This is a genomic window from Bifidobacterium thermophilum, assembly GCF_037482445.1.
Classification (GTDB): Bacteria; Actinomycetota; Actinomycetes; order Actinomycetales; family Bifidobacteriaceae; genus Bifidobacterium; species Bifidobacterium thermophilum_B.
The window spans coordinates 302,447-326,807 of sequence record NZ_JBBHLY010000001.1; the positions used below are offsets into that span (position 1 = coordinate 302,447).

The following is a 24,361-nucleotide window of genomic DNA, read 5'->3' on the forward strand; positions in this document are numbered from 1 at the left end:
GCAGGCTCCGCTTCCCACGCCGGTTACGCCCACCTCGTTGTAGACGTAACCGGCGTGTTGTTGTACGGCATTCACACCTGGGTCGTCGCCACCAGGAACGACCCGCCGTCAGTCCGGGCGCCGGCCGCAGGCTCCACGCTCACCCACCCCTCGGCGGCAGGCACGAACACCGCCTGGCCGGCTGATAGTTCACGGCCGTCCGCTTCACTGGAGCAGCGGACGGCCCCGCTTGTGCACAGCACGATTCTCGGCTTGTACCGCCCCTGGTCGATGCGCCCCAACGTCAGCTGGCGCAACAGGATGCCGTAACGCCGGTGCACACGGTCCATCACCGGCCAGGCCGTCGCCGTCGCACCGGTATGCCCGTAGGCGAGCATGAACTGGTCGATATGGGGCGTGTAGACAATCAGATTGCCATCTTGCGTGGCCATATCGCCGAACCGGGCGTCAGCCGGGTCGACCGGCGCCCCCGGCTGGCAGTTGAGCGTGTGCAGCAGCCGGGGAATATCCTTGTGCTTGACCGTCATACCCGCCCTGAGCACGTTGTCGGAATTATTCATGATCTCCGCCGCCATGCCATGGATATACGCGTGAGGGGTGCCCGCCGGGATGAACACCGACTCCCCCTCCTGCAAGGACACCGGGTTGAGCATGAGCAGGGTGAGCACGCTCGGATCGCCGGGGAATGCCGCCGCAGCGGCGAGCGCATGATGGAACGCGCGACGGGCGACGGGGTCGCTCACCCGCAATGAGGCGTACCGTAGCTGCGATTCGAGCCCGTCGACCGGACCTGCGGTGATCGCCGTATGGAATGCGCGGAAGATGCGACGCCGGGAATCCGGCCAGACCATGGATGAGACCGGCATCATCGCGTCGGCCGGTTCGAAGCCCTCGGGTGTCTGGCCGATGCGCATCGTCCGTTCCGTAAGCGCCTCGACCATGCGGGCCGCCAGCGGGTGGGCCACCATACTCAGGTTGCGCAGCATGACCGAGATCGGGCTGAACCCCACACTCGCCTCGAACGGTTCCAGCGCGACAACCATCTCGCTTTTCGCCTCGGCGTCGTGGAAGGAACGTTCCGGGGCGTCCTGGGCGATGCCCAGGGCGTTCTGGGCGTTGAACCCGGCGCGCGCCTCGAAGTCCACGGGATGCACCTGCAACGACAGCGGGATGCGCGCCGCGATGATCTTGAACAGGAACGGCAGTTCAGGGCCGAACTGTTCCGAGCATCGCCTGCCGAGCATGTATTCCGGCCGTTCGCGGACCGCCTGAAGCACCGTGGTCTGCGACCCGTCCGGCGCAATGAGCCGGGAAGGCGACTGGGGGTGCCCGCTGAACCACATTTCCGCGAGCGGGCCGTCCGATCCGCCGGCCGTCGACAGGAGCTCTGCGCAGAACAGGGATTGCAAGCGGGTATACGACCCCCACACATAGCGTTTGGGGACCGGACGTATCACGTACACGGCTGTGGCGCCCCTTTCTTGCGGCGAACAATACCTAACAAGGTTACCCCGCACGTTATGGTAAAGGTATGAAGTTGGCTCCGATTTTCGATCCGGCGTCCCGTAAGCCGTCACCCAAACCCGTGCGCGTGGACCTGCGCAAGGTGTTCCAGGCCGGCACGACGCTATGGGTTGCGGCGCTCATCGTGTGCGCCATGCTGCTCGCCCTCCATGTTCCCGCGCTCAAGGAACTGGTCGTGTGCGCCGCGGGCGTGCTCGTCGGCATCATTCTGCTGATATGGGAGCATTTCGACCGCTGGGATTACCGCCGTCTCGGCAAATGACCCTCTCCCCACATGCAAAGACACCGCGTCCGACGGCAGAACAGCCTCGGCAGGTGCCGCCTCCTGCCGAGGCTGTTAGTCTGTTCGCCCCGAAGCAACCGCTTCAACCGCGATCGGACGGGCCATGCGCATCCGCGGCGAGCGGGATGGCCATCGTGAATGTACTCCCCTGCCCCGGGGCGCTCCACACGCTCACATTGCCATGATGCGCCAATACGACATGCTTGACAATCGCCAATCCCAAGCCAATGCCCTGCCGGGTGCGCTCGTTCTGTTGCGCGCCACGGTAGAACCGCTCGAAAATACGCTCCTGTTCGCTTTTGGAGATACCGCAGCCACGATCGACCACGCTTACGGCGGCGTCTTCGCCGTCTTCGGAGCGTTTCACCGAAACAGCGACCACGGAACCCTTGGGGGAATACCCGACGGCGTTTTCCACGAGTTTGGCGACCGCCGCCTTGAACTGCACGGGATCGCCGTGGATTTCCAGCGTATCGTCACCCGTCAGTTCCAAGGCCACCCCTGCCGCGGCGGCAGCCTCGCGATGGGTTTCGACGACGTCCCGCAGCTGTTCCATCACGTTCATCCGGTTATGCCCGGAAGCGACAATCGGCTCCTGCGCCTTGATCAGCAACAGCAGGTCGGACACCATGTGCTCCATATGCCTGCACGCGCCGCGGACCTCGACGGCCTCACGCCGGACCTCGTCGCGGTCAAGATCATCATGCTCCAGTGAATCCGCCAGACGCTCCAACGCGTGCGACGGCTCGATCAGCTGCTCGGAGACGTTCTGGATGAAGGATTCCCTGACCTGTGCGAACCTGATCGGTTCACTGACGTCATCAAGCATCACGACAATGAACCCGTCATTGATCTTGCCGACGGTCACCTTCAGCCAGTTCGGCCGTGACACCCCATGGATGACCCTGATGTCCTGCAATCCCGCGTCAGCCCCGCGGGTATCCGCCTGCGGGCCCACGATCCGCTGCTCCGCCGTCCGGGTGGTGACGTCGAGCTGTCTGCGGCCGCCGGTACGCCGCACATCATGGACGGCGGCGAGAATCTCATCATTGCACAGGGATTCGTCGCGCACCACGCCGAGCGTGTACGCCGCGGAGCTTGCCCTGATGACGCTGTCATGGGCGTCGATGACCGCCGAGGCGACCGGAAGCATGGCCAGGAGGGCCTGCGCGGAGTCATCAAGGTCTTCCGAAGCCGTACCGTCCGCATCAGCGTCGCCGTGGCGGTGGAAACCGAAGAAACCGCGTTCCCCGTCCTGTACGAACCGCCGCAGCAAGCCATCATGCCGCACGAATGACACCAACACCACGACACCAAGCACGACGACGGCTACGGCAAGAACCATCACCGGCGCGGCATACCAACCAGCAGAAGAATTGCCCATGCCGCCATTGTCCCACAGTTTCCCCCATGCCGGCACCGCCAGACATCGGCAGAACATGAACCGTAGCAAACCATACCGTGAATTTTGCACTAACCGTCGGCAATCCCCCACGGTTGAAGTGGCGTCACGGGCGTGTTGCGAATAAACTGGGCACAGTGGCAACTGCACGGCATCCGAGCGATGGTATCAGGAAGCGGTGCGCGACAGCTCACACAGCGAGACGGAACAAATCCCAGAAAGGCAGAGCAATGCGCGTTATTTTCAATGAGGAGATGAAAGCCGTCGCTGACGACCTTGATCGTATGGCACAGGACGTTCGCAAGGCCATCAACGGCGCCGGGGATGCGCTGTTGAACGCGGACATCGACAAGGCTCAGGCAGTGATCGACGGCGATATCGAAATCGATGCACTGGAATCCAGCATCATCGACCAGTGTGTTCACCTGCTGGCCAAGCAGAATCCGGTGGCGACCGACCTGCGCGTGGTTGTCTCCACGCTGCGCCTGGCCGCGACATTCGAGCGCATGGGCGACCTCGCCCGGCATATCGCCGAAACCGCACGCCGCGAGTACCCGCAGAACGCGCTGCCCGAGGAGACCCGGGAGACGTTCACCAAGATGGTCGAATTCCTGCGCGTGACCGCCGACCGTCTGGTGGAGATGCTCGCCGACCGTGACACCACCATCGCGGAAACCGTCATCATCGATGACGACAAGCTCGACCGGCTGCATCACCAGACCTTCGATATCGCGCTCGGCGATACCTGGAACGGCACCAGGCAGCAGCTTATCGACGTGGTGCTCATCGGACGCTTCCTCGAGCGTCTTGGCGACCATGCCGTGTCCGCCGCACGCCGTGTGGTGTACATCGTCTCCGGTTTCGACCCGAGCAAGGACCCGGGCCGCGACGAGGACACCCCAGTATCCGACATGTGACCGCCGATCGGCCATACCGGGCATACCCCGGTAATGCGAGTGCCCGTGTCACCAACCAGTGGTGGCACGGGCACTCGCGTTATTCAGACCGCGGGCTTCCGCCCGCCAATCGGGGCTTACTTGCCCTGGTTGGCGACAGCGGCGGCACCGGCGGCGGCGGCCTCAGGATCGAGGTACTCGCCACGCGGCTTGATCGGCTTGAAGTTCTCGTCCAGCTCGTACAGCAGCGGGATGGCGGTCGGGATGTTGACCTTGGCGATCTCTTCCTCCGACAGGCCGTCGAGCATCTTGACGATGGCGCGCAGGGAGTTGCCGTGAGCGGCGATGAGGACCGTCTTGCCGGCCTTGAGCTCCGGCTCGATGGCGGACTTGAAGTACGGTTCGACGCGCTTGACGACATCGGCCAGGCACTCGGCTTCCGGCACCGGATCGCCGGTGTAGCGCGGATCATGGTTCTGCGCATACTGGTCGTCCGGATCGATGTCTGGCGGCGGGGTGGCATAGGAGCGACGCCACAGCATGAACTTCTCGTCGCCGTATTCCTCGCGGATGGCCTTCTTGTTCTTGCCCTGGAGCGCACCGTAGTGACGCTCATTGAGGCGCCAGCTGCGCTGGACGGGGATCCACAGGCGATCGGCTTCGTCAAGCGCGTAATTCGCGGTGTTGATGGCGCGACGCAGCAGGGAGGTGAACACGATGTCCGGAAGGACGTTCTTCTCCTTGAGCAGCTGGCCACCGCGCTTGGCTTCCTCGACGCCCTGCTCGGTCAGCGGGACGTCCACCCAGCCGGTGAACTGATTGGTCTTGTTCCATGCGCTCTGACCATGTCGGAGCAGTACTAGTTTGTAAGTCATGGTCCCAGTCTAGCGCCCCGGCCTCCCAAATGCGGGTGCCTTGCGCGAAGCGTGGACACGGCCGTCCGCCCCCGCAACGCCTCCGGCGCACCATCGCGGACACTACACGGAACAAGCCGCCGCGGCGAACACCAGCGATACCGACAGGGAACCCAACGTGCACAGGGGCAGGGCACGGCGGTAATCAGCGCGTGTCAACGCGTTGCAGGCCACGATCATCACCAGGCACATCAGCGCACACGCCCCGATGGTCGCCGTGTCCGCGGCACGCCAGGCCACGACCATGCCGATGGCAAGGACCGAAGCGGTCATCAGCAACGCGTCCGCGAACACCGTGCCCCATGTACGTCCGAAGGCCGTCATCCACGTGTGTTTGCCGTGCGCACGGTCGGATTCGATGTCGCGCAGATTGTTCACGCACAGCACGGCCACGGCGACCAGGCCGTTCGCGGTTCCCGCACACACGCCGCCCGCCGTGATGCGGCCAGACAACGCGGTCATCGTGCCGCACACCGCTACAAGCCCGAAGAACACGAAGACGAAGACCTCGCCCCAATAGTGGTACCCATAAGGATGTCTGCCGCCCACATAGCCCCAGCCGGCCAGCAGCGACGCCACGCCGACGGCGATAAACCACCAGTGACCGGTTACCGCGCATACAGCAAGGCCACAGATACAGGCGAGCGCCGCGTTCACGCCCGCCGCGAGCAGCACCCGCCGGGGATTGACACCGGAGGCGACCAGCCGGGTCGGGGCATGCACCACGGCCTGCCCGTCTGTCGCATGTCCAGCCGCATGTCCAGCCGCATCTGCGGCATCCCGGTGCTCATCGGTACCGCGAATGCCATCCGAGTAATCGTTCGCGAAATTCGCCGCAATCTGCAGGAACAACGCCACACCCATGCACAACAGCATCACCGCAAGGAACCGCGGATGATACGGCGTGCCGGACACACTCGCGACAGCGGCGCCGGTGACGACCGGAGCCACCGCCAACGGCAAGGTCTTCGGCCGGGCCCCATGGATCCAGTCCACGAATCTCATCTCTGCCATACCTCCTGCCTACTCCCCTGCCGTGACGACATCGCCCATGGGCAGGGCTCAGCCATAGACGTTGCAGCCGAACGAGGCGATGGCGCGGGCCGTGGCCGCTGACGGGCGTGCTGACGGGCGTTGTGCGAGGATCCGCTCACACCATATGGCGTCGGCAGGCAGAAACGGGAGCCCTCGGCGTCGAAGTCCACAACGGTGTGAGGATTGATTCACACAGCACGGAGCTGGCAGGCTCCAGCGGGCGTTATCGCCCCCGAAATCGGGCGTTGTGCGAGGATCCGCTCACACAACGCAGCCTTGACCCTCCAAATCAAGCGTCGCCAGCGTCTACATACCGAGTTGTGTGAGGGTTCACTCACACGACGGCACCTCGAACGTGAGAATCCTCACCGCCGACCCCGATGCCCGCCGTCGCGCGAGGATTCGCTCACACCATGGATCGCTGGAATCAACGGTCAGACGACCAACCGGGAAGCCCTGTATTGCAACTCAGCATTCGCCCAAGTACCTCGGCGAAAATAAGATACTCACGGGTATAATACTCATGAGTATTAACGGCCCATCATCGCATCTGTAGCATTGCGGCCATCAGGTATTCCCGATAGCGCTGTGGATTCAATTACCGTAAAGACAACAACGCCGTTGTTCCTTACTGGACACGCTCGGCCCACCGTCAGCGCAACCAGTATGGGGAATCCTGCCGTGACTCCGCCACACAGCCTGCTGGTCAATAATCAACTACAAACACATCGGTGCCGGTCCGGGATCCTTGAAACCCCGGACCGGCACCGATGCTTGCAACCCGAAAACCCGGATGGCTTACTGAAGGTTCAGCGGCTTGGTCAGCGGGAAGGTGATCGTCTCGCGGATGGTCGCGCCGGTCAGCGCGATGAGCAGACGGTCGATACCCATGCCGGTGCCGCCGGCCGGCGGCATGCCCACGCCGAGCGCCTCTAGGAAGTCCTCGTCGATATCCATGGCCTCGACATCGCCGGCGAGCGCATCCTTGGCCTGGGCGACGAACCGTTCGCGCTGGACCACGGGATCGTTGAGCTCGGAGTAGCCGGTCGCCAGCTCGAAGCCGCGCACGTACAGATCCCACTTCTCCACCACGCCGGGCTTCGAACGGTGGGACTTGACCAGCGGGCTGGTTTCCACCGGGAAGTCACGCACGAAGGTCGGCTCGTAGAGCTTGTCCTCGTAGAAGTGCTCCCACAGGTGCTCGACCAGCTTGCCGTGGTTCTCCACGTCGTCGCGTTCCACACCGAGCTTGTCGGCGATCTTGCCCAGGTGCTCGACCGACGTGCCCGGATTGTCCGGCCCGCCGTTCGGGATGATTTCCTCGCCCAGCGCCTCGGAGAGCGAATCGTACATGCTGATGGTCTTCCATTCGCCGCCGAAATCGTATTCCTCGCCGTTGAGCAGCGTGACCTTCGTGCCGCCGAAGGCGTCAAGCGCGGACTTGACGATGAGCTCCTTGACGAGTGCGGCGATTGTATCGTAGTTGCCGTACGCCTGGTAGGCCTCGAGCATGGTGAACTCGGGGGCGTGCGTGGCGTCGACGCCCTCGTTGCGGAAATCACGGTTGATTTCGAACACGCGGTCGATGCCACCGACCAGGCAGCGCTTGAGGAACAGTTCCGGGGCGATGCGCAGATACAGGTCGATATCGAAGGCGTTCATATGCGTGGTGAACGGGCGGGCGGCGGCACCGCCGTGCACGGTCTGCAGCATCGGCGTCTCGACCTCGAGGAAGTCATGGCCTTCGAAGGTGTGGCGCAGCGAGGAGACCACGGCGGAACGCTTGCGTACCATGTCGCGGATGCGCTCGTCGGCGATCATGCCGATATACGGCTTGCGGGTGCGCGTGTCGTCGCTCAGCTCCTTATGCAATGCGGGCAACGGCTGCAGGGCCTTCGCCGCGATACGCCATTCGCTGGCGAAGACGGACAGCTCGCCGGTCTTCGAGGCGATGACACGGCCCTTGAGGAACAGGTGATCGCCCAAATCGACCATCTGCTTGAACTGCTTCAGGGAATCCGCGCCGATCTCCTTCTTGGAGATCATGCCTTGGATGGCGGTGCCGTCGCCTTGGGCGAGTTTGACGAAGCACAGGCCGCCGCCGTTGCGCAGGAAGAGCACGCGACCGGCGATGCCGACGACATCCTGCGTCTCGTCACCGGCGCTGAGCTTGCCGTCGTACTTGGCGCGCACCTGGCCGATGGTGGCGGTCACATCGACATGGACCGGATACGGCTGAATGCCTTCCTTGAGCATGAGCGCACGCTTGGCGACACGCATCTGCACCTGCTCGGGGTGCGCGAGCGGGCCGAATTCCTTGTTGCTCGGGTCGATCGCCTCGTCAAGGCTCCTGCCTTCATCGATATTGGAGCGGATCTTCTTGTCCTGCTCCAGCAGAAGTTCTGCGTGTTCGACGGTCGTCATGACCGGTGCGTCTTCGGTATGCTGTTCCGCGGCGTCTTCCGCGGATTGTTCAGGGTTCGTCATGCACCCCAGTGTATCGAAGTGCCAATACACGACGCGACACACCGATTTGGCATTGTTCTGCAATTGCTGTATGATGACGGACGTTGCCAAAACGGGCTGTAGCGCAGCTTGGTAGCGCGCTTCGTTCGGGACGAAGAGGCCGCGGGTTCAAATCCCGCCAGCCCGACCGACAGGGTCAAATCGCTGAGAAATCAACGGTTTGGCCCTTCTTTTTTGAGTAAAAGGGTACTCGTGGAATTACTGGGTTATAGGCCGAATGAGGGTTTGACCAACATGCGTGCCCGGAGGCAGGACGTGTGGGAGTCTGGAGTATTGTTCCGGTCTCCGTACGCGTCGTGTATGCCGGGGCATACGCCGCCGAGCAGATATCGACGGAAAACGGCCGCATCTGTCCGTGTCCCACGACTTGCGTATGCCCGGGCATACGCGGCGCGGCACATACGAACCGCCTATTCGCCTTGCGCCACTGTGGGCCCGTGCCGATCCCGGACATATATCCCGACCGGCCTCGAACGTGGCGGCATGGGGGCTCCGAAACCGCGGCATGCCTGACAGCGCAACCCCGCACGTCCGACCCCGGACACATTCTGGCAAATAACCCCAAGTCGACCCATCCCCCATGCGGTGGGAGAACTCGGCGGATTGGGCGGTTTGCGCCTGTTCTCCCGCGCGGAATGCGGGAGGTTATGGGATTCCGACGTCCTCATGAGTGGTCTCCCAACGGGAACGTTGGAAATCCGCGGTAAACTCCCGTGAAAACCCGGGACTTTGTTCGTCGGCGGCCGGTTTGCGGGATTTCTTCCACACCATCCGCAGGAGCCCACCGGATACGGGCTTCTGCAGCATCACATCCGCTGTTCCGATCGACCGCCCCGTGGCAATGCTTTCCCCTCGATTCCCCGATAACGCCGACGCCGCTATCGAGTACCGGGAACCGATAGACAAACCGGCGCGCAACCTCCGGCAGGATGAATGGCAGGTGAACGCATGGGGAATTGTAGCCGCCCCTGCATCCGCCACGGCGCCGAACCGTCTGCCAGGGTTTCTTCGGGAGCTACGATAATGGCAACGGATGCAAACGTTGCCATCGATACTACGGCAGACCGGCACGATTGTTCCGCCGGTTCCGGCTGCAAAGCCGTGCAGCCGAAACCGCCTGCGACGAAGGAGCACATACGCCATGGAGTACAACGACCAGCACAGCCCCCGAGTATTCACGCCCATGCCGCCGGCGGACGATTCCCCTGACGGCATCAGCTTCGCGGCGGCAGGCACCTATCTGACGGACACCTCGACAACGCCGGCACCGCACCCCGGGTCGCAACAACCCGCCGCACCGGAGATACCCGCGCCTCAGCCCGCACCGACGCCGCAGCAGACCGCGACACCGGGTCAGGCTGCACCGCCGAACCAGACCATGCCGCCAAACCAGACCATACCGCCGTATCCGCTTCCGCCGCACAATGGCCGTACCGCCGCACGCTACTGGGAGAAAGCGCCGGATGACAACTACACCAATCCCAACTACCATAAGCGGTTCGACTGGTTGTGCTTCGCTCGCATCCTTCTGGTCATCGTGATCGCCCTGGCTGCCGCCTACATCCTGTACCTCGCGTATTACTTCGGCATGCTCATGCTGTTCCGCGGGCGAAGCTTCCAGGAGGTCTACTCGGCCGACGACCCGGAAGTCGACGTCAACGGCATTGACTACCTGTTCTTCATTGTCGGCATCATCAATATCCTCATCGCCGTCCCGATCTGCCGGGCGGTCGGCATGCGCGGGCGCCACCCGTCAAAAGTGCTGTATTGGCGCGATCGCCCGGAAATCGAACCGATGGTGGCCGCATGGGCGTTCGGCGAACGGACCTTTATCGGTTCAGGCATCGCCTCGCTGATCGACAAGGGCGCCCTCGGCGTCGACCAGCAGGGGCACGTATATCTGCAGAGCGCCCCCACCCAGCCGCTGACGCCGGCGGAACACCGGCTCCTGGACTTTCTTGTCGTCGCATTCCAGGATTTCTACCGTGAGCGCCCTGACCTTGCCGGGACGCCTGATGCCCCCGGAACGCGGGTCAACCCGAGTGTCGCCGAACTGACCGACCATCTTTCCACCGAAGGCTACCGGGCGCTGTCCCGCGTCGAGGCCGAGGTCAGCAGGCAGTCTTCATGCATCATGCGGACCCTGGGGACACCGCGAGCGTTCATGCTGATCGGGTGCGCGTTCATTTCCGGCATATTCGGCATGCTCACCACGCGTGGCGACGGCTCGTCCGGCGCGATGTTCCTCAATGCTGGCGATTGCGCCTCCCTGACACAAATCCTGATCCGGTACGAAGGCTTCACCTGGCTGAATGTCCTGGTGCCAATCGCGAATCTCCTGACGCTCGTATATGTGGCCGTCATCGCGGCTGTCCTCGTCATCAACACCCGCAATCTGCAGCATATCCGCAATACCGGCTCTGATGGCGCACGCCGGCGTGACGTGCTGCGTATCTTCCTGGTGGTGTATTGCATCATCGCCCTGCCGCTGTCCCCCATTCGCCCGGTCGGCATGGCACTGACCTGGTATCTGCTCATCGACGCGGACATCCCCACCAAGCGCATCGACCTGCCGATGATGCGCCTGTACCATCATGTGCTCGGGCTGGGCAAATATCTCAAGGATTACGGTGATCTGGGCGAACGCGGCACCACGCTGGACGCCCAATTGTACGGGTGGAACCTTGCGTATGCGGTCGCGCTCGGTCTGGCGAAAGGCGAGCTGGCGTCGGTCGACCGCATGCTGTGGAAACGTGCCGACAGCGTGCAGAAGGCGACCGGCCGACACGCGGCGCCGGGCAGCAGGGGACGCGGCTTCGTCGCCAAGACGGTACGGTCGGCCGGCGTCCCGCTCAACACCGGCGGATTCGACACGGAAGCGCTGAACAACAGCCTCAATGCCATACCTGATAAGCTGGTGGACACCATGCGCAGCCACGGCATCGAGGTAGATCGGTATGACACCGAGCGAGAAGCGATATCCGCTCTGGTTGCATCGGGGGCGGCAGACCCCAAGCCCGATGACAACGCGTTGCAGAAATCGGTGAGAATATACCTGCGATGGCTCGACCAGGAATTGGAGAAGCAGGACCATGACGAATCGCAACGACCCGACCCAAGGACGTGAGGCCGCTTTCATACCCGACGGCGATAGCGGCGACCAAACCCCTGCCGAGGATGCGCTGATGGATGCGCTGATGGCGGCCAACAATCCGATGGCGTTGTTCGGCAGCGGCCAACCGGCCGCGGCGGACGGTGAGACCGCCGGCACCACCGATGAGGACCACGCCGCCCATGCCGCCCATTTCGACGCGGACGAGTTCCTTGCCGGGCTGGATGCCATCTACCATGCGCATCGTGCGGGCCACGACGCGGACGCCTACCTGCAGCAGGCGATGGCCGACGCCGAGAATGCCGGCGATGACGCCGGATTGCTCACCGTGCTCAACGAGACGATGGGATTCTACCGTTCCCAGGGGCGACATGAGGACAACCAGTGGATCGTGCAGCGGGCACTCGAGCTCGGCATGCGCATGGGGCTCGCCGGCAGCGAGGCGTGGACGACGACACTGATCAATGCGGCCACGGCGATGCGGGCAGCACACCACTACGACCAGGCCGCCGACCTGTACCGCCAGGCCCTTGACAGCGCCGCCACCGCCTACGGCCCGTATGACCGGCGTCTGGCGGCGCTGCACAACAACCTGTCCATGCTGTACAGCGAAACCGGCCGGCCGGACAAGGCACGCGACCAGCTCATGCAGGCGATGGCGATCCTCAAGGATTCGGGTGCCGACCCGCACACCGATCCTGACATCGCGTCCACATACGTCAATCTCGCGCTCGTCGAGCTGGAACTATGGCATGAATCCGGCAAGCAGACCGCCGACGGGAACGGCCGGTACGACGGCCACGCACAGGCTCCGGCCGCGCTGCTCGACCAGGCCAACGACCACGCCCAGCGGGCACTGGCCATCTACAGCGAGGGAGACCTCGCCCACAGCGCACATTACGCGTCAGCGCTGGCAGGGGCCGCGCAAGTACGGTTCACCCGCGGGGAATTCGCCGACGCGGTGATGCTGTACCGCAAGGCCCTTGACGTGATCGCCGAATGCTACGGCACCGACACGGAGTATTACCGGACCACCAGCAGCAACCTGCACGCGGCGAAAGACGCCCTGGCAGAGCAGATGGGGCACACCGGCACGCCGTCCGGCACCACGGCAGCCGCTGCGCGCGCCGATGCACCTGCCGATACACCCGCCGTTGCACCAGCCGCCGGCGACGAGGTGACGCCAAAGATCAGCGGACTTGCCCTGGCCAAACGCATGTGGCTCGAATACGGCAAGCCCATGATCGCCGAGCGATACCCGCAGTATCAGGGGCGTATCGCCGCCGGACTGGTCGGGCACGGTTCGGAATGCTACGGCTTTGACGACAACCTGTCCCACGACCATGATTTCGGCCCGGGCTTCTGCCTGTGGCTCACCGACGAGGACTATGCGCATATCGGCGAACGGCTGCAAGCCGACTACGATGCGCTGCCGACGCGATTCCTCGGATTCGGGCCGCGTCGGTCCACGCCACGCGCGCAAGGCCCCGGCAGGCGGGTCGGCGTGTTCCGTATCGGCGATTTCTTTGCATCCCTGACCGGATATCGTGAGGCTCCTGCCGCCGACCATCCGCACGAGTGGCTCATGTTGGACGAGGCGACGCTCGCCGCGGCGACCAACGGGCAGGTATTCGCCGATCCGCTCGGCGCTTTTTCTGCGACACGACAAGGGTTTAAGCTCATGCCCGACGATGTGCGGTTGTCGCTGATATCACGGCGTCTGGGCATGATCAGCCAGACAGGCCAGTACAATCTGCCCCGGATGCTTCGCCGCGGCGACGGCAGCGCGGCATGGCTGTCCGTGAGCGGATTCGCGGACGCGGTCTCCTCGCTGGTGTTCCTCATCAACACACCGGTATCCGCCGGATACGCGCCTTACTACAAATGGCGGTTCGCCGCGCTGCGCCGTCTGAGCGCCCGCATGGGGACACGGCTTGCCGGGGTGTGCGGCAAGCTGGAGCAGGTGTTGCGCCTATCGGGAACCGCATGTTATGGCGAGGCGGCCCAGTCGCGTGACGCGGCCATGGCGATCGACACCCTGGTCGATTCGATATGCGCGGATATCGTGGACGAGCTGCGGCGTGAAGGCCTGACGGACAGCGACGAGCGTTTCCTTGAATGGCAGCGCCCGCATGTGGAGGCGCGGATCGCGAGCGACGCCGCCTGCCTGCACAGCCTGTGACGGCACCGGTGTGACACCTTGCGGCAGATGTCGCAATAGCGCCGGCGGCGAATCGGGCACCGCACGGCACGGTAGGCGTGCATATCATGGCAGATATCCCCAAAAAGGCAGATATCCCGAATGGCAGATGTCCAGAACCGGGAAAGGAAGGAAGACGCCATGCCCCAACAGTCGCCGATCATCACGGTCCGTGCCGACGACCCGATGGTCGAATCGGTGATCCGGCTGGAATGGGACCAGTTCCAGCGCACGGACAACGAGGGCGGACGCGCGGCATGCCAAGGCAACTGGCCGATGTTCCATGAGATGCGGCTAAGCCAGTTCCTCACGTGGACACCGGCACTGCTGGCGAGCTACGAGAACGATCTACGGCAGGCGGACCGCGTCGGACGCAACCTGGTCACCGAAAAGTACGCGCGGATGATGGCGTCCACCGCTCCGGACATCTACCGTGAACGCATCGAACCGTACATCCCCCGGCTTTCCGGGCAACGGTTCGCCCGGCAGGAGCGGGTGATCGCCCGGCAGGTCGCGTGGGCGCGCGAATTCGCGGGCCGCTGGCCGGCGCTCGGCGGAGCGATGCGCGTACTCACCACCGTCGAGGACACCCCCGAGCGGACCTCGTTCGAAACGTATCTGCGCGGCGAACTGGGCACGTATTCGGACCGCACCTTCGACGAGTATGAGCGGCTGGTGGACGCGACCGAGACGTGCGGCGGCAACCTGACCGAGCAGGCCGTAGGCAACACGGTCAGACTGGAAGGGTATGCGGGACTTGACGAGGCACAGGCGGCGCAACACGCACACAACGCGCGGGACGCACACGCCTAGGGCATACGACGAGGGCAATAGGTACAAGACGGGCGGACCGCGACGGCGGCAGGGCACAACACGAGGATTCAATGGCCATGAGCATGGATGAGCAGGCAAGACGCGGCACCACCGACACAGCGGGGGATGCGGAAACCAGGACAAGCCAGCGGCGCCGGATCAGAACCGTCGAGAGCATGGCGATCATCCTGCTCATGATTCTGGCCATCCTAGGCTCCCGTATCGGCGCGGATTGGCATGTACAGCCGTATACGGATCATGTGACGGTCGGCTCGCCCGATACCGCGATCGCGGCGAACGGCCTGTCCACCACGCAGGAAGGCACGTACAAGGTCAAGACAACGAAGCTCACCATCAAACTCACCGATACGGTGAGCGTGAACGCGATCCTGCGCGAGCCGGTCGGGGCGGGCGGCAAACGCCCGGCCTGCCTGTTCGTGCACGGCGCCGGGACAGGCAAGGCGTCCGAAGTGTACGGCGATATCGCCCCCGCCATGGCGTCCGCGGGCATCGTCACGCTGGTACCGGACAAGCGGCTGGACGACTATTCGTGGACACAACGCGACTACCAGACGATGGCACACGACTATCTGGTCTCCTGGAAGCTGCTGGCCGGCCTGGGGAATGTCGATGCGTCGCAGGTCGGCGTGTACGCGGAATCGGAAGGCACGTGGATCGCGACCGTCATGGCGAAACGGCAGCCGGACATCGCGTTCATGATCCTCACGTCCCCGCCCGTGGTGCCCGGGCGCGACCAGATGGCGATGGCGGCGACCTCGTACGCGACCATCGCAGGCGCGCCGCACAACGTGGTCGACGAGCTGCCGACGCTGATCAGCCTCGATTTCTCGCTCATCGGGCTGGAATATGCGGATTTCCCGGCACAGGATTATTACTCGGCGCTCACCATGCCGCTGCTGGTCAATTACGGGACCATCGACCCGTCCATGCCGATCGAGCAGGGCGCGCGCACGCTGGTTGACGCGGCCAAACGCAACAGCAATACGAACGTGACGGTACGGTACTACCCGACCAACCACCAGATGCGCACCGGTTCGTCGCTGTCGTTGCCCGGGTTGCCGCTGGAACGGCATTACACGCATGACCTCGAGGATTGGACCAACGCCGTCGCGGCCGGCGCCACGGCCGCCGACTGGTCCACGCCGATGATCGCCGGAAGCCAGCCGCATCAACGGTTCGCAGCACCGTCCAGTACGAGGCCCGGTCTGATCGGGTCGGTCGCCTTGGCGCTCGCGCTGATGGCGGCGCAGACCCTGTGCATACTCGCCGCGGCAATCGGGGCGCTCGTGCTGTGGATCAGCGGGAAACTGCGCAAACCCAAGGCGCACATACCGTTGCAAGGCGCCGCATCAATCACAGTACGGGGCGATGCGCCGCGGTTCGGGCGTGGCGTGGCTCCCCTGCTCGCCGCGTGTGTCGTGCTCCCCGTGCTGCTCGCCGGCGGATTCGGCTGGTACCTGGTCACGTTCGCGAAGGCCGCGCTGGCGCTGACGAACCGCGCCAACGTGCTGGGACCGGGGTGGACGGTCTTGCAGATCGGCGGGGTGGCCCTCCTGCTGCTGCTGTTCATCCTGTTCACGGCGGTGCTGCACAATATCCGCAGGCATCCGGATGAGCCTTCCGTGGCGACCGGCACCGGGCATGTCGTCGTCGCCGTGCTCGCATTCGCCGCATTGGTGCTGTCCATCATCGTGTTCATGTTCTGGGGCCTGCGATAATCACCCCGCTTCTGCCGACGCCGAGCGGGTTGTCAGTGTCGGCAGAGGGTGAGGATTGACGGGGTGTTGTCACGCTGCGGGCGTTACTCGCGTTCACGACGACGGCTTGACACCGCGTTGGCGACCGCCCAGATGATGGCGATGACGACCAGCGCGACACCGACCACGCCGATGCCGACCGCCGCCACAATCCACGGATCGACCGCGCCGAACGGCCAGTCGGGAACCATACCGGCCATGGCGACCGCCGCCACACCAAGCAGCACAAGCAGCACGCCGAGCACCACGGTTCCGGCGCTGACCCCGGTGGGGGCCGGCGTACGGATAGCGAGCGGTTCGACCGGTTGCGCGGCTTGCGAAGGCCGTACCTGTGCGCCCGTGTACATCGGCACGGTATTGTCGCCGAGCGGATGCGCCTGGCGAGGCTCCTGGTCTGCCGCCTGCTGCCGTTGCCGCGCCAGCTCATCAAGGGGGATGTCGCCACGCGGTGCGGATGGCCGGGGCATCGTCCGGGTGGGAGCGTCCTGGACGGTATCCAGCCGTACGGTATCCGTCTGCCCGGAATCCATACGCGCGGTATCCTCCGAAGCGGTATTCGGTTGCGATGCGGCCTGCGGCAGGACCCTGGTGTCTGCGACCGGCTCTGCGGCGACCTGCTGCATGGCCACGGTCTCGACCGTATCCTGGTTCTTGGCTTCACTCATTTCGTGCCCTCTTTCTTGGTGTTGTCGGAGGGGATGCGGACATATCCCTTGCCGTTGCCCCCGTACGTCACGCCGACCTGGCCTTGGATCGTCGAGGCGTCGATGGTCAGCTCCGACGTGGACACGACGTCATCCGTGAAATCGTCGTAGTCATCGTCGTAGTCCTCATCATCGCCATCATCCCCGTCGTCATTGCCGGTGTCGTCGGCGGAGCCGCTCTTCGAGGAATCCGAGGACTTGCCGTCCGAGCCCGCCGAAGCGGATGGCTGGGGATCGACCACATGGCCCCGCTCCGATGACGCCGCGTCGATGGGAATGCCGTCATCGAACCCCACCTGCACAAACCCGGAGTCATACAGCAGGTACCTGCCGCCGACACCGTCGCCGCCCATATAGCCTGGGTGCTTGAACTCGTAGGTGCAATACCGGGGCAGTTTCACATCCACCTGCACGTCGCTCGCGACGATCCGGTACGTGCCCGTCGGGCAGTAGGAGAGGTAATCGTGCTCGATGTCGGTCATCTTGTGGGTGCCGTACCGTTCGCCGTAATCGCTCAGGTCGATGGTCACCTTGTCGCCGTCATAGCTGTCGCCGACGAAATACACGCCATCGCTCAGCTGCTTGAGCGTCGACTTGGTCGCGGTCATGGTCATGGAGCCGTTGACGTCCACACGCTCGTAGCCTTGCGCATGATGGTTGATATCAGTCAGGCAGTAGCCGGTCGCCGCCGCGGTGAGCATCATGACCATCGCGATGAACGCGGACAGCCACACCAGCGGGTGCAGTCCGCCAGTCCGGCGGCCCCTGGCGCCGAGCACGATCAGCAGCACGCCGAGCACGACGCACACGCATCCGATCCAACCGGTCGCCGAGGCGACCATGCTGACCACCTGCGGTTCGCCATGGTTACGGCTCATATACCAGAACACCATGAGTGCCGCGGACAACAGCACCAGGCCGAAGGAGGACAGCACAGCAAGCGGGCCGGCGGGCGTGCGCCTCGTACGCACGATACGAGGCCGGGCCGGTGCCGCGGGACGCGCAGGCGGCACCATATCGTGATACCCGTTGTACTGCGGGTATGCCGGCGCCTGTACCGGACGGGCGGGGGCCTGCTGGCGGGCAGCCGGGTCGCCCGGCATGGGCGCGCCCTGCGCCGGCATGGCCGGAGCGGCCGGACGCGGCCTATTCGTGCGGTACGCCGTCGCATTGAACATCACCAGCACCATGGCGAGCGCGAGCAGCGACACCCATCCGGTGATATCCCACCGCCAACCGTCGCTCATCAGCCACGACATCACCGCACTGACGACAAGGAACATGGCGATCGGGGCGAACACCCACTGCCAGCCGTCACCGCCGTGCAGCACGTCTTCGGCGATGATATGCCCGTCGGCACTGTCCGGCATCAGCAGCCAGGCGAACACGTACGCGTACACACCGAAACCGCCGCAGAAGGCGAGGATGATGGCGATGGCACGCACCAGGGCAGGATTCCAGCCCAGCCGGTGGGCGATGCCGGCGCACACGCCGCCGACGTACCGGTCCTCGGTACGCACCAGATCGCTTTGCCGAATCCAGCCGAAGAACACGTCGCGCCAGTCGCGCCTTGGCTTGTCGCGCGGTTCTGGCTGGCGGGGAGGATACCAGTTACCGTTGCCGGCTCCGGACCGGCCCGGCGCCTCGTAACCGTACTGGCCCTGGCGACGGTCCCAGCCCGCGTTGCCCGGCTGGCCGTCGGCAGTGGACTGCTGTGCCGGCCGCGCCGAGGCATCGCCATCGGACGGCTGTCCGGGCGCCGGCTTGTCTGATTGATCATATGCGTTACTCATGGTTCCATTACAGCAACCGAATGCCGGAAAACATATCGGGGAAACACCCGATTTATCCCTGAAAACAGGCTATGAACCCCGAGCCCCCGACCCAAGGGGCGCACAATAGAGGCATGACATCTGCAACGAACACGCCCCGACAGCCGAAGGCGCCGCCCACGGCCAGACCATCCGGCACCCGGCCGAATGCCGCAGCCCCGCTCGCCCCGGCGAAACTGCCACTGTACAGGCCGACATACGGCAGGATGCTGTGCGGGGTCTGCCGTGGTATCAGCCTGCATCTGGGCGTATCCGTATGGCTGGTGCGACTCGTGTTCATCGTGACCTCGTTTATCTTCGGCGCCGGTATCATCGCCTACATCTTCCTATGGCTGACCGTGCCGGTCGGCGATCCCGTACTCGAAGCGCAACGGAGGCGACCGGTAGCCCAGGCTCCCCTATCAAAGGGCAACGTCCCATACCCCGCTTATCCCCCATATCCCGCTTATCCCGCATACCCCGGATACCCCGCGGCACCCGCGGCGGCACCGGCCCCCATCCCCGACACCAGACGGGCCGGCAACACAACCGGCAGCAAGGCCGCGCAGCCCTTGCCGGCAGGCGGCATGACCACCAGCGCCGACAATGCGGCCAGTGCCACTCCAGGTGTCCCGGCGGCGACGTCACAGGCCGTACCGACATTCGCCGGCAGCACCCAGGCGGCCAGACAGTCAGCCGCCGCACCGGACACGGCGGAAACCAGCGAAAGCCTGCTGGACGCCATCCGAAGAGCCCCCAAGCCCGCAATCATCGCACTGGCCGGCATCATCATGCTGATCCTCAGCGCCATCATGCTGCACACCGGCGAAACCACGATGATCCTACCCGCCATGATGACCGTCAGCGGGGTACTCGTCGCATGGCTGCGATTCAACGAGCAGGACAACCAATGGCCTACAACCATACTCGGTCTGGCGCTACTCATCGCCGCCTTCTGCATCACCGTCCTCCTGCAACCCGAAACCCAGCAGATGCACAGCAAAACCATGCTCGCGGGCATCGTGATGCTCGCATCCGCCGCGCTCGCGGTCATCCCATGGTTCACGTCCCTGACACGGTCCCTGGGCACCGAACGCGCACTCAAGGAACGCGAGGAGGAGCGCGCGGACATGACCGCACACCTGCATGACGGGGTATTGCAGACACTCGCCCTCATCCAATTGCACAGCACCGAGCCACACACCGTGTTCACGCTCGCCCGGCAACAGGAACGCGAACTGCGCAACTGGCTGTACCAGGAACGTACGCCACCGGACAAATCCATCAGCACCGGCATCAAGGACATCGCCGCCGAAGTCGAAGACACATCAGGCAAGCCGATCGACGTGGTCACCGTCGGCGACGCCCAGCCCAGCGCGCAGACCGACGCGCTGCTGCAAGCCGCCAAACAGGCCCTGGTCAACGCGGTCACGCACGGCGGCGAACCGATCTCCGTGTACTGCGAGGCAAAAACCAGCGCCGTGGACCTGTACGTGCGCGACCACGGCGACGGCTTCGACATGAACGCCATACCCGAAGGCCGGCTCGGCATCCGCGAGTCCATCGTCGGCCGTATCAAACGGCGCGGCGGATCCGTCGACATCGTATCCCGGCCGCATTGGGGCACCGAAGTACGCATGCACATGCCCATCGGCAACGCGACAACCCCCGCAGGCACGCGCACGCATATCATGGACAACGCAGACAACAGCCAGCACGAGACATCGGAAACCGAGGAGCGATGAGCCAGACCGGACAAGACAGCAACGGGACCAGCGGCAATACCCAGGACGCGCACGACATCCGCATCGCCGTCGTCGACGACCACGAGATGTTCCGCGCGGGCGTCATCGCCACACTCCAATCGGACTTCGACATCGTCGGACAGGCCGGCGACGTGGACGGGGCCATCGACATGATCGCCCAGACCAAGCCGGATGTCGTGCTCCTTGACGTGCATGTCCCCGGCGGGGCGGGCGGCGGCGGCACGGAAATCCTCACCCGCTCGCATCCCCTCTCCCCCGCTTCCGTGTTCCTGGCGCTGAGCGTCTCAGACTCCCCGCAGGATGTCGGCTCGGTGATCCGCGCCGGGGCACGCGGTTACGTGACCAAAACCATCACCGGTGACGATCTGGCCAGCTCCATCAGACAAGTGCATGAAGGGTACGCCGTATTCTCCCCCAAACTCGCCGGATTCGTGCTGTCCGCCTTCCAGAACGGCGGTATCGCACCCGAAGGCGAGGTCCATGATGACGAGCTCGACCGGCTGTCGGCGCGCGAACAGGAAGTCATGCGCCTCATCGCCCGCGGGTACACGTACAAGGAAGTCGCCGCCGAACTGTTCATCTCGGTGAAAACCGTAGAAACCCACGTCAGTGCGGTGCTGCGCAAACTCCAACTGTCCAACCGGACCGAGCTGACGCGTTGGGCGGCAGACCGGCGCATTGTGTGAATGGCGGACGATGCGGTCCGATTGCCCGATTGAACCGCATCGGCGGGATGATCAGGACAAACCGAGCACTGCGCGCGCCTGGTCTGCAGATGTGAACGTCACCCCGCGCAAACCGGCGACTCTCGCCCCACGCGCGTTGCGGGGATTGTCGTCGAAAAACACCGTGGACTGCGGGTCGACACCGAAGCGACCGATTGCGCGCAGATAAATCGCCGGGTCAGGCTTGAGCAGACGCTCCTGCGACGAAACGAGCGTGTCTTGCAGCCGGCTGAACACATCGAATCGCGAATGCGCGATATCAACCGCCTCCGTCGTGAAATTCGTAAGGCCCCACACCCGCACGCCGGCAGATCGCAGGTCATCGACCAACTGGCCCATGCCATCAAGCACGCCGAAAATCGCCCGTTCCTCATGCTCGAGCCACATGCGCAGCACCCACGTGACCGCCGGACCGTGGTGGCGTGAGTATTCGGCAAGCACATCCTGCATCGGGACGCCGGAATCGAGCAGGCGGTCAATGAAATCGTAGCCCCACTCGTCCGCGGGATCGAAGAACATGTCAATCACGCCCTGCGGATACAAGCCCTCAAGCGCGCGCCACGGACGCCAGTCAAGCAGAACATCGCAATAATCGAAGATGACGTCGGTGATCGGGCCGCCAAGCGGGGCGATAAGGGTCTCGTCGGGCGCAGGTACCGGTCCGCCGGGCATACGGTCGGCGCCGTTCTTGCCTGTACCGGCGGCAAGGACGGCCGTGGTTGTGGCTGCGTCTTGGATGTGCTCGTTCATGTCTCATATTGTCGCGCATACCGATGCCGGACCAGTGCCGCGTGTCAGGTGGTGGGCGGTGGATGGCCGCGATTTGCACGGGCAAGTCGCAGGGTATGGAAGGGAAACCGAGGCCGCGCGACGGAACGGCACCGGGTTGCAGCACACAATCCGCGGGATTCCGTCATTCTTCTGCCAAGAATGATTCGCGGTGCTATGCAATCCTTGGGTTACTTTTCCACACCATGAACATCGACATCGTAAATCACGACCGTGGAGCCGCACAGCGGGTCCGCCGACGGCAAACACAGTGCCAACAGCCGGCGAATCGGCCATTTTCCGCGGTTCCTTCATCCGACCATTGCTCCAGGCTACGCCGCCACCGCCGGTATCCTTTCCACACGATGAACATCGCCCATCGACATGCGCGGTGCGGAACCGGCATGGCCATGCACACGATTCGGTACCGCCCCAAATACCGCCTTACCCTGCTACAACCCTGCGAAATACCCTGTTACGGGACCGATTTACCCGGTTTCTCCCGCATCATCCGCAAGACCGCCGGCAGCCGGCCATACCTGCAAATCCCAGCAACCGCAACGGTTCCGGCAAGGGTATAAGAAACCCCGCGGGTTGAACCCGCGGGGTACTGCGGACAGGGCGAGATTCGAACTCGCGGTGGCTTGCACCACAACGGTTTTCAAGACCGTCTCCATAGACCGCTCGGACACCTGTCCATGCGTTTGCACGCACAATCGGTTAGTCTACCACGAGGCATGCCCAGTGTGCAGCCACGCGCCCGGTACACCGATATCATGCGCGCAAACACGAATCAGGTGAAGGCTCAGGCCTCCCACTTGCGCGGCTCGATGACTTCCTTGCCGCCCATGTACGGACGCATGGCCTTCGGGATCTCGATGGAACCGTCAGCCTGCTGGTGGTTCTCGAGAATCGCGACCAGCCAGCGGGTGGTGGCGAGCGTGCCGTTCAACGTGGACACCGAACGGGTGGAACCGTCCTCGGTGCGCTCGCGGATGTTCAGACGACGCGCCTGATATTCGGTGCAGTTCGAGGTGGACGTGAGCTCGCGGTAGCGGTTCTGCGTCGGCACCCAGGCCTCGCAGTCGAACTTGCGGGCGGCGGAAGCGCCCAGATCGCCGGCGGCAGTGTCGATGATGCGGTACGGCACCTCGACCTTGCCCAGCATCTCCTGCTCCATCTGCAGCAGGTGCTGGTGCTCGGCGCGGGAGTTCTCCTGCTTGCAGTAGACGAACATCTCGACCTTGTCGAACTGGTGGACGCGGATGATGCCCATCGTGTCCTTGCCGGCGGCGCCCGCCTCGCGGCGATAGCAGCTGGACCAGCCGCAGTAGCGCAGCGGGCCGTTGTCAAGATCGAGGATCTCGTTCTCATGCATGCCGGCGAGCGCCACTTCTGACGTGCCGACCAGATACTGGTCATCCGGCTCGCGCAGACGGTAGATCTCGTCCGCATGGGAGTTGAGGAAGCCGGTGCCGGCCATGACTTCGGGCCGCACGAGCGTCGGGGTGATGGCGAGCGTGAAGCCGTGCTCCTCGGCCTGGTCGACGGCCATGGTGAGCATGGCGATCTGCAGGCGGGCGACCGCGCCGCGCAGGAAGTAGAAGCGGGAGCCGGAGACCTTGACGCCGCGCTTCATGTCGATGCCGGCAACGCCTTCACCGAGTTCGAGGTGGTTCTTCGGCTCGAAGCCTTCCGCGGCGAAATCGCGGATGGTGCCAACCTTCTTGACGACTACGTAGTCATCCTCGCCGCCTTCCGGAGCTTCCGGCTCGACGATATTGCTGAGCTTCCACATCGCAGTCGTGTACTCGGCCGCGGCCTGGTCTGCGGTGTCCTTGTATTCGGAGACCTTATTGGACAGTTCCTTGGTCTGGGCGATGATCTTCGCCTTCTCCTCAGGAGCGGCGGTGGCGATCTTCTTGCCCATGTCCTTCTGTTCGGCGCGTGCGGCTTCGAACGCCTTGAGCGACTCGCGACGGGTTTCGTCGGAGCGGAGCACCTCGTCGACAAGTTCCACGGATTCCCCGCGCTTACGCTGGGACTCCTTGACGGTGTCCGGATGTTCACGGATGAATTGAATATCAAGCATAGTTCAAGACTA

At 64.0% G+C, this 24,361-nt stretch carries 17 protein-coding genes and 2 tRNA genes; 9 read left to right on the forward strand and 10 right to left on the reverse strand.

The window, feature by feature from the left end:
* Nucleotides 1-71: 71 nt before the first annotated feature.
* Nucleotides 72-1,463 (reverse strand): mannose-6-phosphate isomerase, class I, encoded by a 1,392-nt coding sequence (gene manA, locus WD012_RS01205; RefSeq protein ID WP_339561980.1) that lies wholly within the window; start codon nt 1,461-1,463, stop codon nt 72-74.
* A 68-nt stretch (nt 1,464-1,531) separates the two neighbouring features.
* Between manA and WD012_RS01210 the strand changes: the two genes are divergently transcribed.
* Nucleotides 1,532-1,786: a DUF2530 domain-containing protein gene (locus WD012_RS01210; protein ID WP_339561981.1), complete on the forward strand. Its 255-nt coding sequence runs from the start codon at nt 1,532-1,534 to the stop codon at nt 1,784-1,786.
* 103 nt (nt 1,787-1,889) lie between these two features.
* On the opposite strand, the gene WD012_RS01215 is transcribed toward WD012_RS01210, so the two are convergent.
* Nucleotides 1,890-3,191 carry a sensor histidine kinase gene (locus WD012_RS01215; protein ID WP_339561982.1) on the reverse strand — a complete coding sequence of 434 codons (1,302 nt, stop codon included), beginning with the start codon at nt 3,189-3,191 and terminating at the stop codon, nt 1,890-1,892.
* A gap of 248 nt (nt 3,192-3,439) precedes the next feature.
* Between WD012_RS01215 and phoU the strand changes: the two genes are divergently transcribed.
* Nucleotides 3,440-4,126, forward strand: coding sequence for a phosphate signaling complex protein PhoU (gene phoU, locus WD012_RS01220; RefSeq protein ID WP_339561983.1), 687 nt, complete (start codon nt 3,440-3,442; stop codon nt 4,124-4,126).
* A gap of 116 nt (nt 4,127-4,242) precedes the next feature.
* Here phoU and WD012_RS01225 read toward each other — a convergent pair whose 3' ends face one another.
* The 3 genes from WD012_RS01225 to lysS all read right to left on the reverse strand — a co-directional run bounded on the left by WD012_RS01225 (nt 4,243) and on the right by lysS (nt 8,541).
* The gene (locus WD012_RS01225; RefSeq protein ID WP_026502343.1) at nt 4,243-4,980 is read right to left on the reverse strand and encodes a phosphoglyceromutase; all 738 of its coding nucleotides are present in this window, start codon (nt 4,978-4,980) and stop codon (nt 4,243-4,245) included.
* Between the two features lie 102 nt (nt 4,981-5,082).
* Nucleotides 5,083-6,033: a 1,4-dihydroxy-2-naphthoate octaprenyltransferase gene (gene menA, locus WD012_RS01230; RefSeq protein ID WP_339561984.1), complete on the reverse strand. Its 951-nt coding sequence runs from the start codon at nt 6,031-6,033 to the stop codon at nt 5,083-5,085.
* A gap of 819 nt (nt 6,034-6,852) precedes the next feature.
* Entirely contained in the window at nt 6,853-8,541 is a 1,689-nt protein-coding gene (gene lysS, locus WD012_RS01235) for a lysine--tRNA ligase (RefSeq protein WP_339561985.1), read from the reverse strand.
* 92 nt (nt 8,542-8,633) lie between these two features.
* On the opposite strand from lysS, the gene WD012_RS01240 reads away from it, so the two are divergent.
* The 5 genes from WD012_RS01240 to WD012_RS01260 all read left to right on the forward strand — a co-directional run bounded on the left by WD012_RS01240 (nt 8,634) and on the right by WD012_RS01260 (nt 16,444).
* Nucleotides 8,634-8,707: transfer RNA gene (locus tag WD012_RS01240), tRNA-Pro, on the forward strand.
* A 1,014-nt stretch (nt 8,708-9,721) separates the two neighbouring features.
* Nucleotides 9,722-11,707: a DUF2207 domain-containing protein gene (locus WD012_RS01245; protein WP_339561986.1), complete on the forward strand. Its 1,986-nt coding sequence runs from the start codon at nt 9,722-9,724 to the stop codon at nt 11,705-11,707.
* Between the two features lie 58 nt (nt 11,708-11,765).
* A complete protein-coding gene (locus WD012_RS01250; protein ID WP_422614330.1) occupies nt 11,766-13,874 on the forward strand; it encodes a DUF4037 domain-containing protein in 2,109 nt (702 codons plus the stop codon).
* A gap of 159 nt (nt 13,875-14,033) precedes the next feature.
* Nucleotides 14,034-14,705 carry a DUF4125 family protein gene (locus WD012_RS01255; protein WP_339561988.1) on the forward strand — a complete coding sequence of 224 codons (672 nt, stop codon included), beginning with the start codon at nt 14,034-14,036 and terminating at the stop codon, nt 14,703-14,705.
* A gap of 71 nt (nt 14,706-14,776) precedes the next feature.
* Nucleotides 14,777-16,444, forward strand: coding sequence for an alpha/beta hydrolase family protein (locus WD012_RS01260; RefSeq protein ID WP_339561989.1), 1,668 nt, complete (start codon nt 14,777-14,779; stop codon nt 16,442-16,444).
* A gap of 83 nt (nt 16,445-16,527) precedes the next feature.
* On the opposite strand, the gene WD012_RS01265 is transcribed toward WD012_RS01260, so the two are convergent.
* A complete protein-coding gene (locus tag WD012_RS01265) occupies nt 16,528-17,148 on the reverse strand; it encodes a hypothetical protein (protein ID WP_339561990.1) in 621 nt (206 codons plus the stop codon).
* Nucleotides 17,145-18,980, reverse strand: coding sequence for a PspC domain-containing protein (locus WD012_RS01270; protein WP_339561991.1), 1,836 nt, complete (start codon nt 18,978-18,980; stop codon nt 17,145-17,147). The genes WD012_RS01265 and WD012_RS01270 overlap by 4 nt, the downstream gene beginning before the upstream one ends.
* Nucleotides 18,981-19,093: 113 nt before the next feature.
* Between WD012_RS01270 and WD012_RS01275 the strand changes: the two genes are divergently transcribed.
* Together WD012_RS01275 and WD012_RS01280 are read left to right on the forward strand one after the other, a co-directional pair.
* The gene (locus tag WD012_RS01275; protein WP_339561992.1) at nt 19,094-20,743 is read left to right on the forward strand and encodes an ATP-binding protein; all 1,650 of its coding nucleotides are present in this window, start codon (nt 19,094-19,096) and stop codon (nt 20,741-20,743) included.
* Complete coding sequence (locus WD012_RS01280; RefSeq protein WP_339561993.1) at nt 20,740-21,450, forward strand: LuxR C-terminal-related transcriptional regulator; 711 nt, start codon at nt 20,740-20,742, stop codon at nt 21,448-21,450. Before WD012_RS01275 ends, WD012_RS01280 begins: the two co-directional genes overlap by 4 nt.
* Before the next feature lie 51 nt (nt 21,451-21,501).
* Here the strand turns inward: WD012_RS01280 and WD012_RS01285 are convergent, their stop codons facing one another.
* From WD012_RS01285 to serS, 3 genes are all read right to left on the reverse strand, one after another.
* Entirely contained in the window at nt 21,502-22,239 is a 738-nt protein-coding gene (locus tag WD012_RS01285) for an HAD family hydrolase (protein WP_339561994.1), read from the reverse strand.
* A gap of 631 nt (nt 22,240-22,870) precedes the next feature.
* Nucleotides 22,871-22,955 (reverse strand) — tRNA-Ser (locus WD012_RS01290).
* Nucleotides 22,956-23,062: 107 nt separating this feature from the next.
* Nucleotides 23,063-24,349, reverse strand: a complete 1,287-nt coding sequence (serS, locus tag WD012_RS01295; protein ID WP_339561995.1) for a serine--tRNA ligase — start codon at nt 24,347-24,349, stop codon at nt 23,063-23,065.
* Nucleotides 24,350-24,361 lie beyond the last annotated feature (12 nt).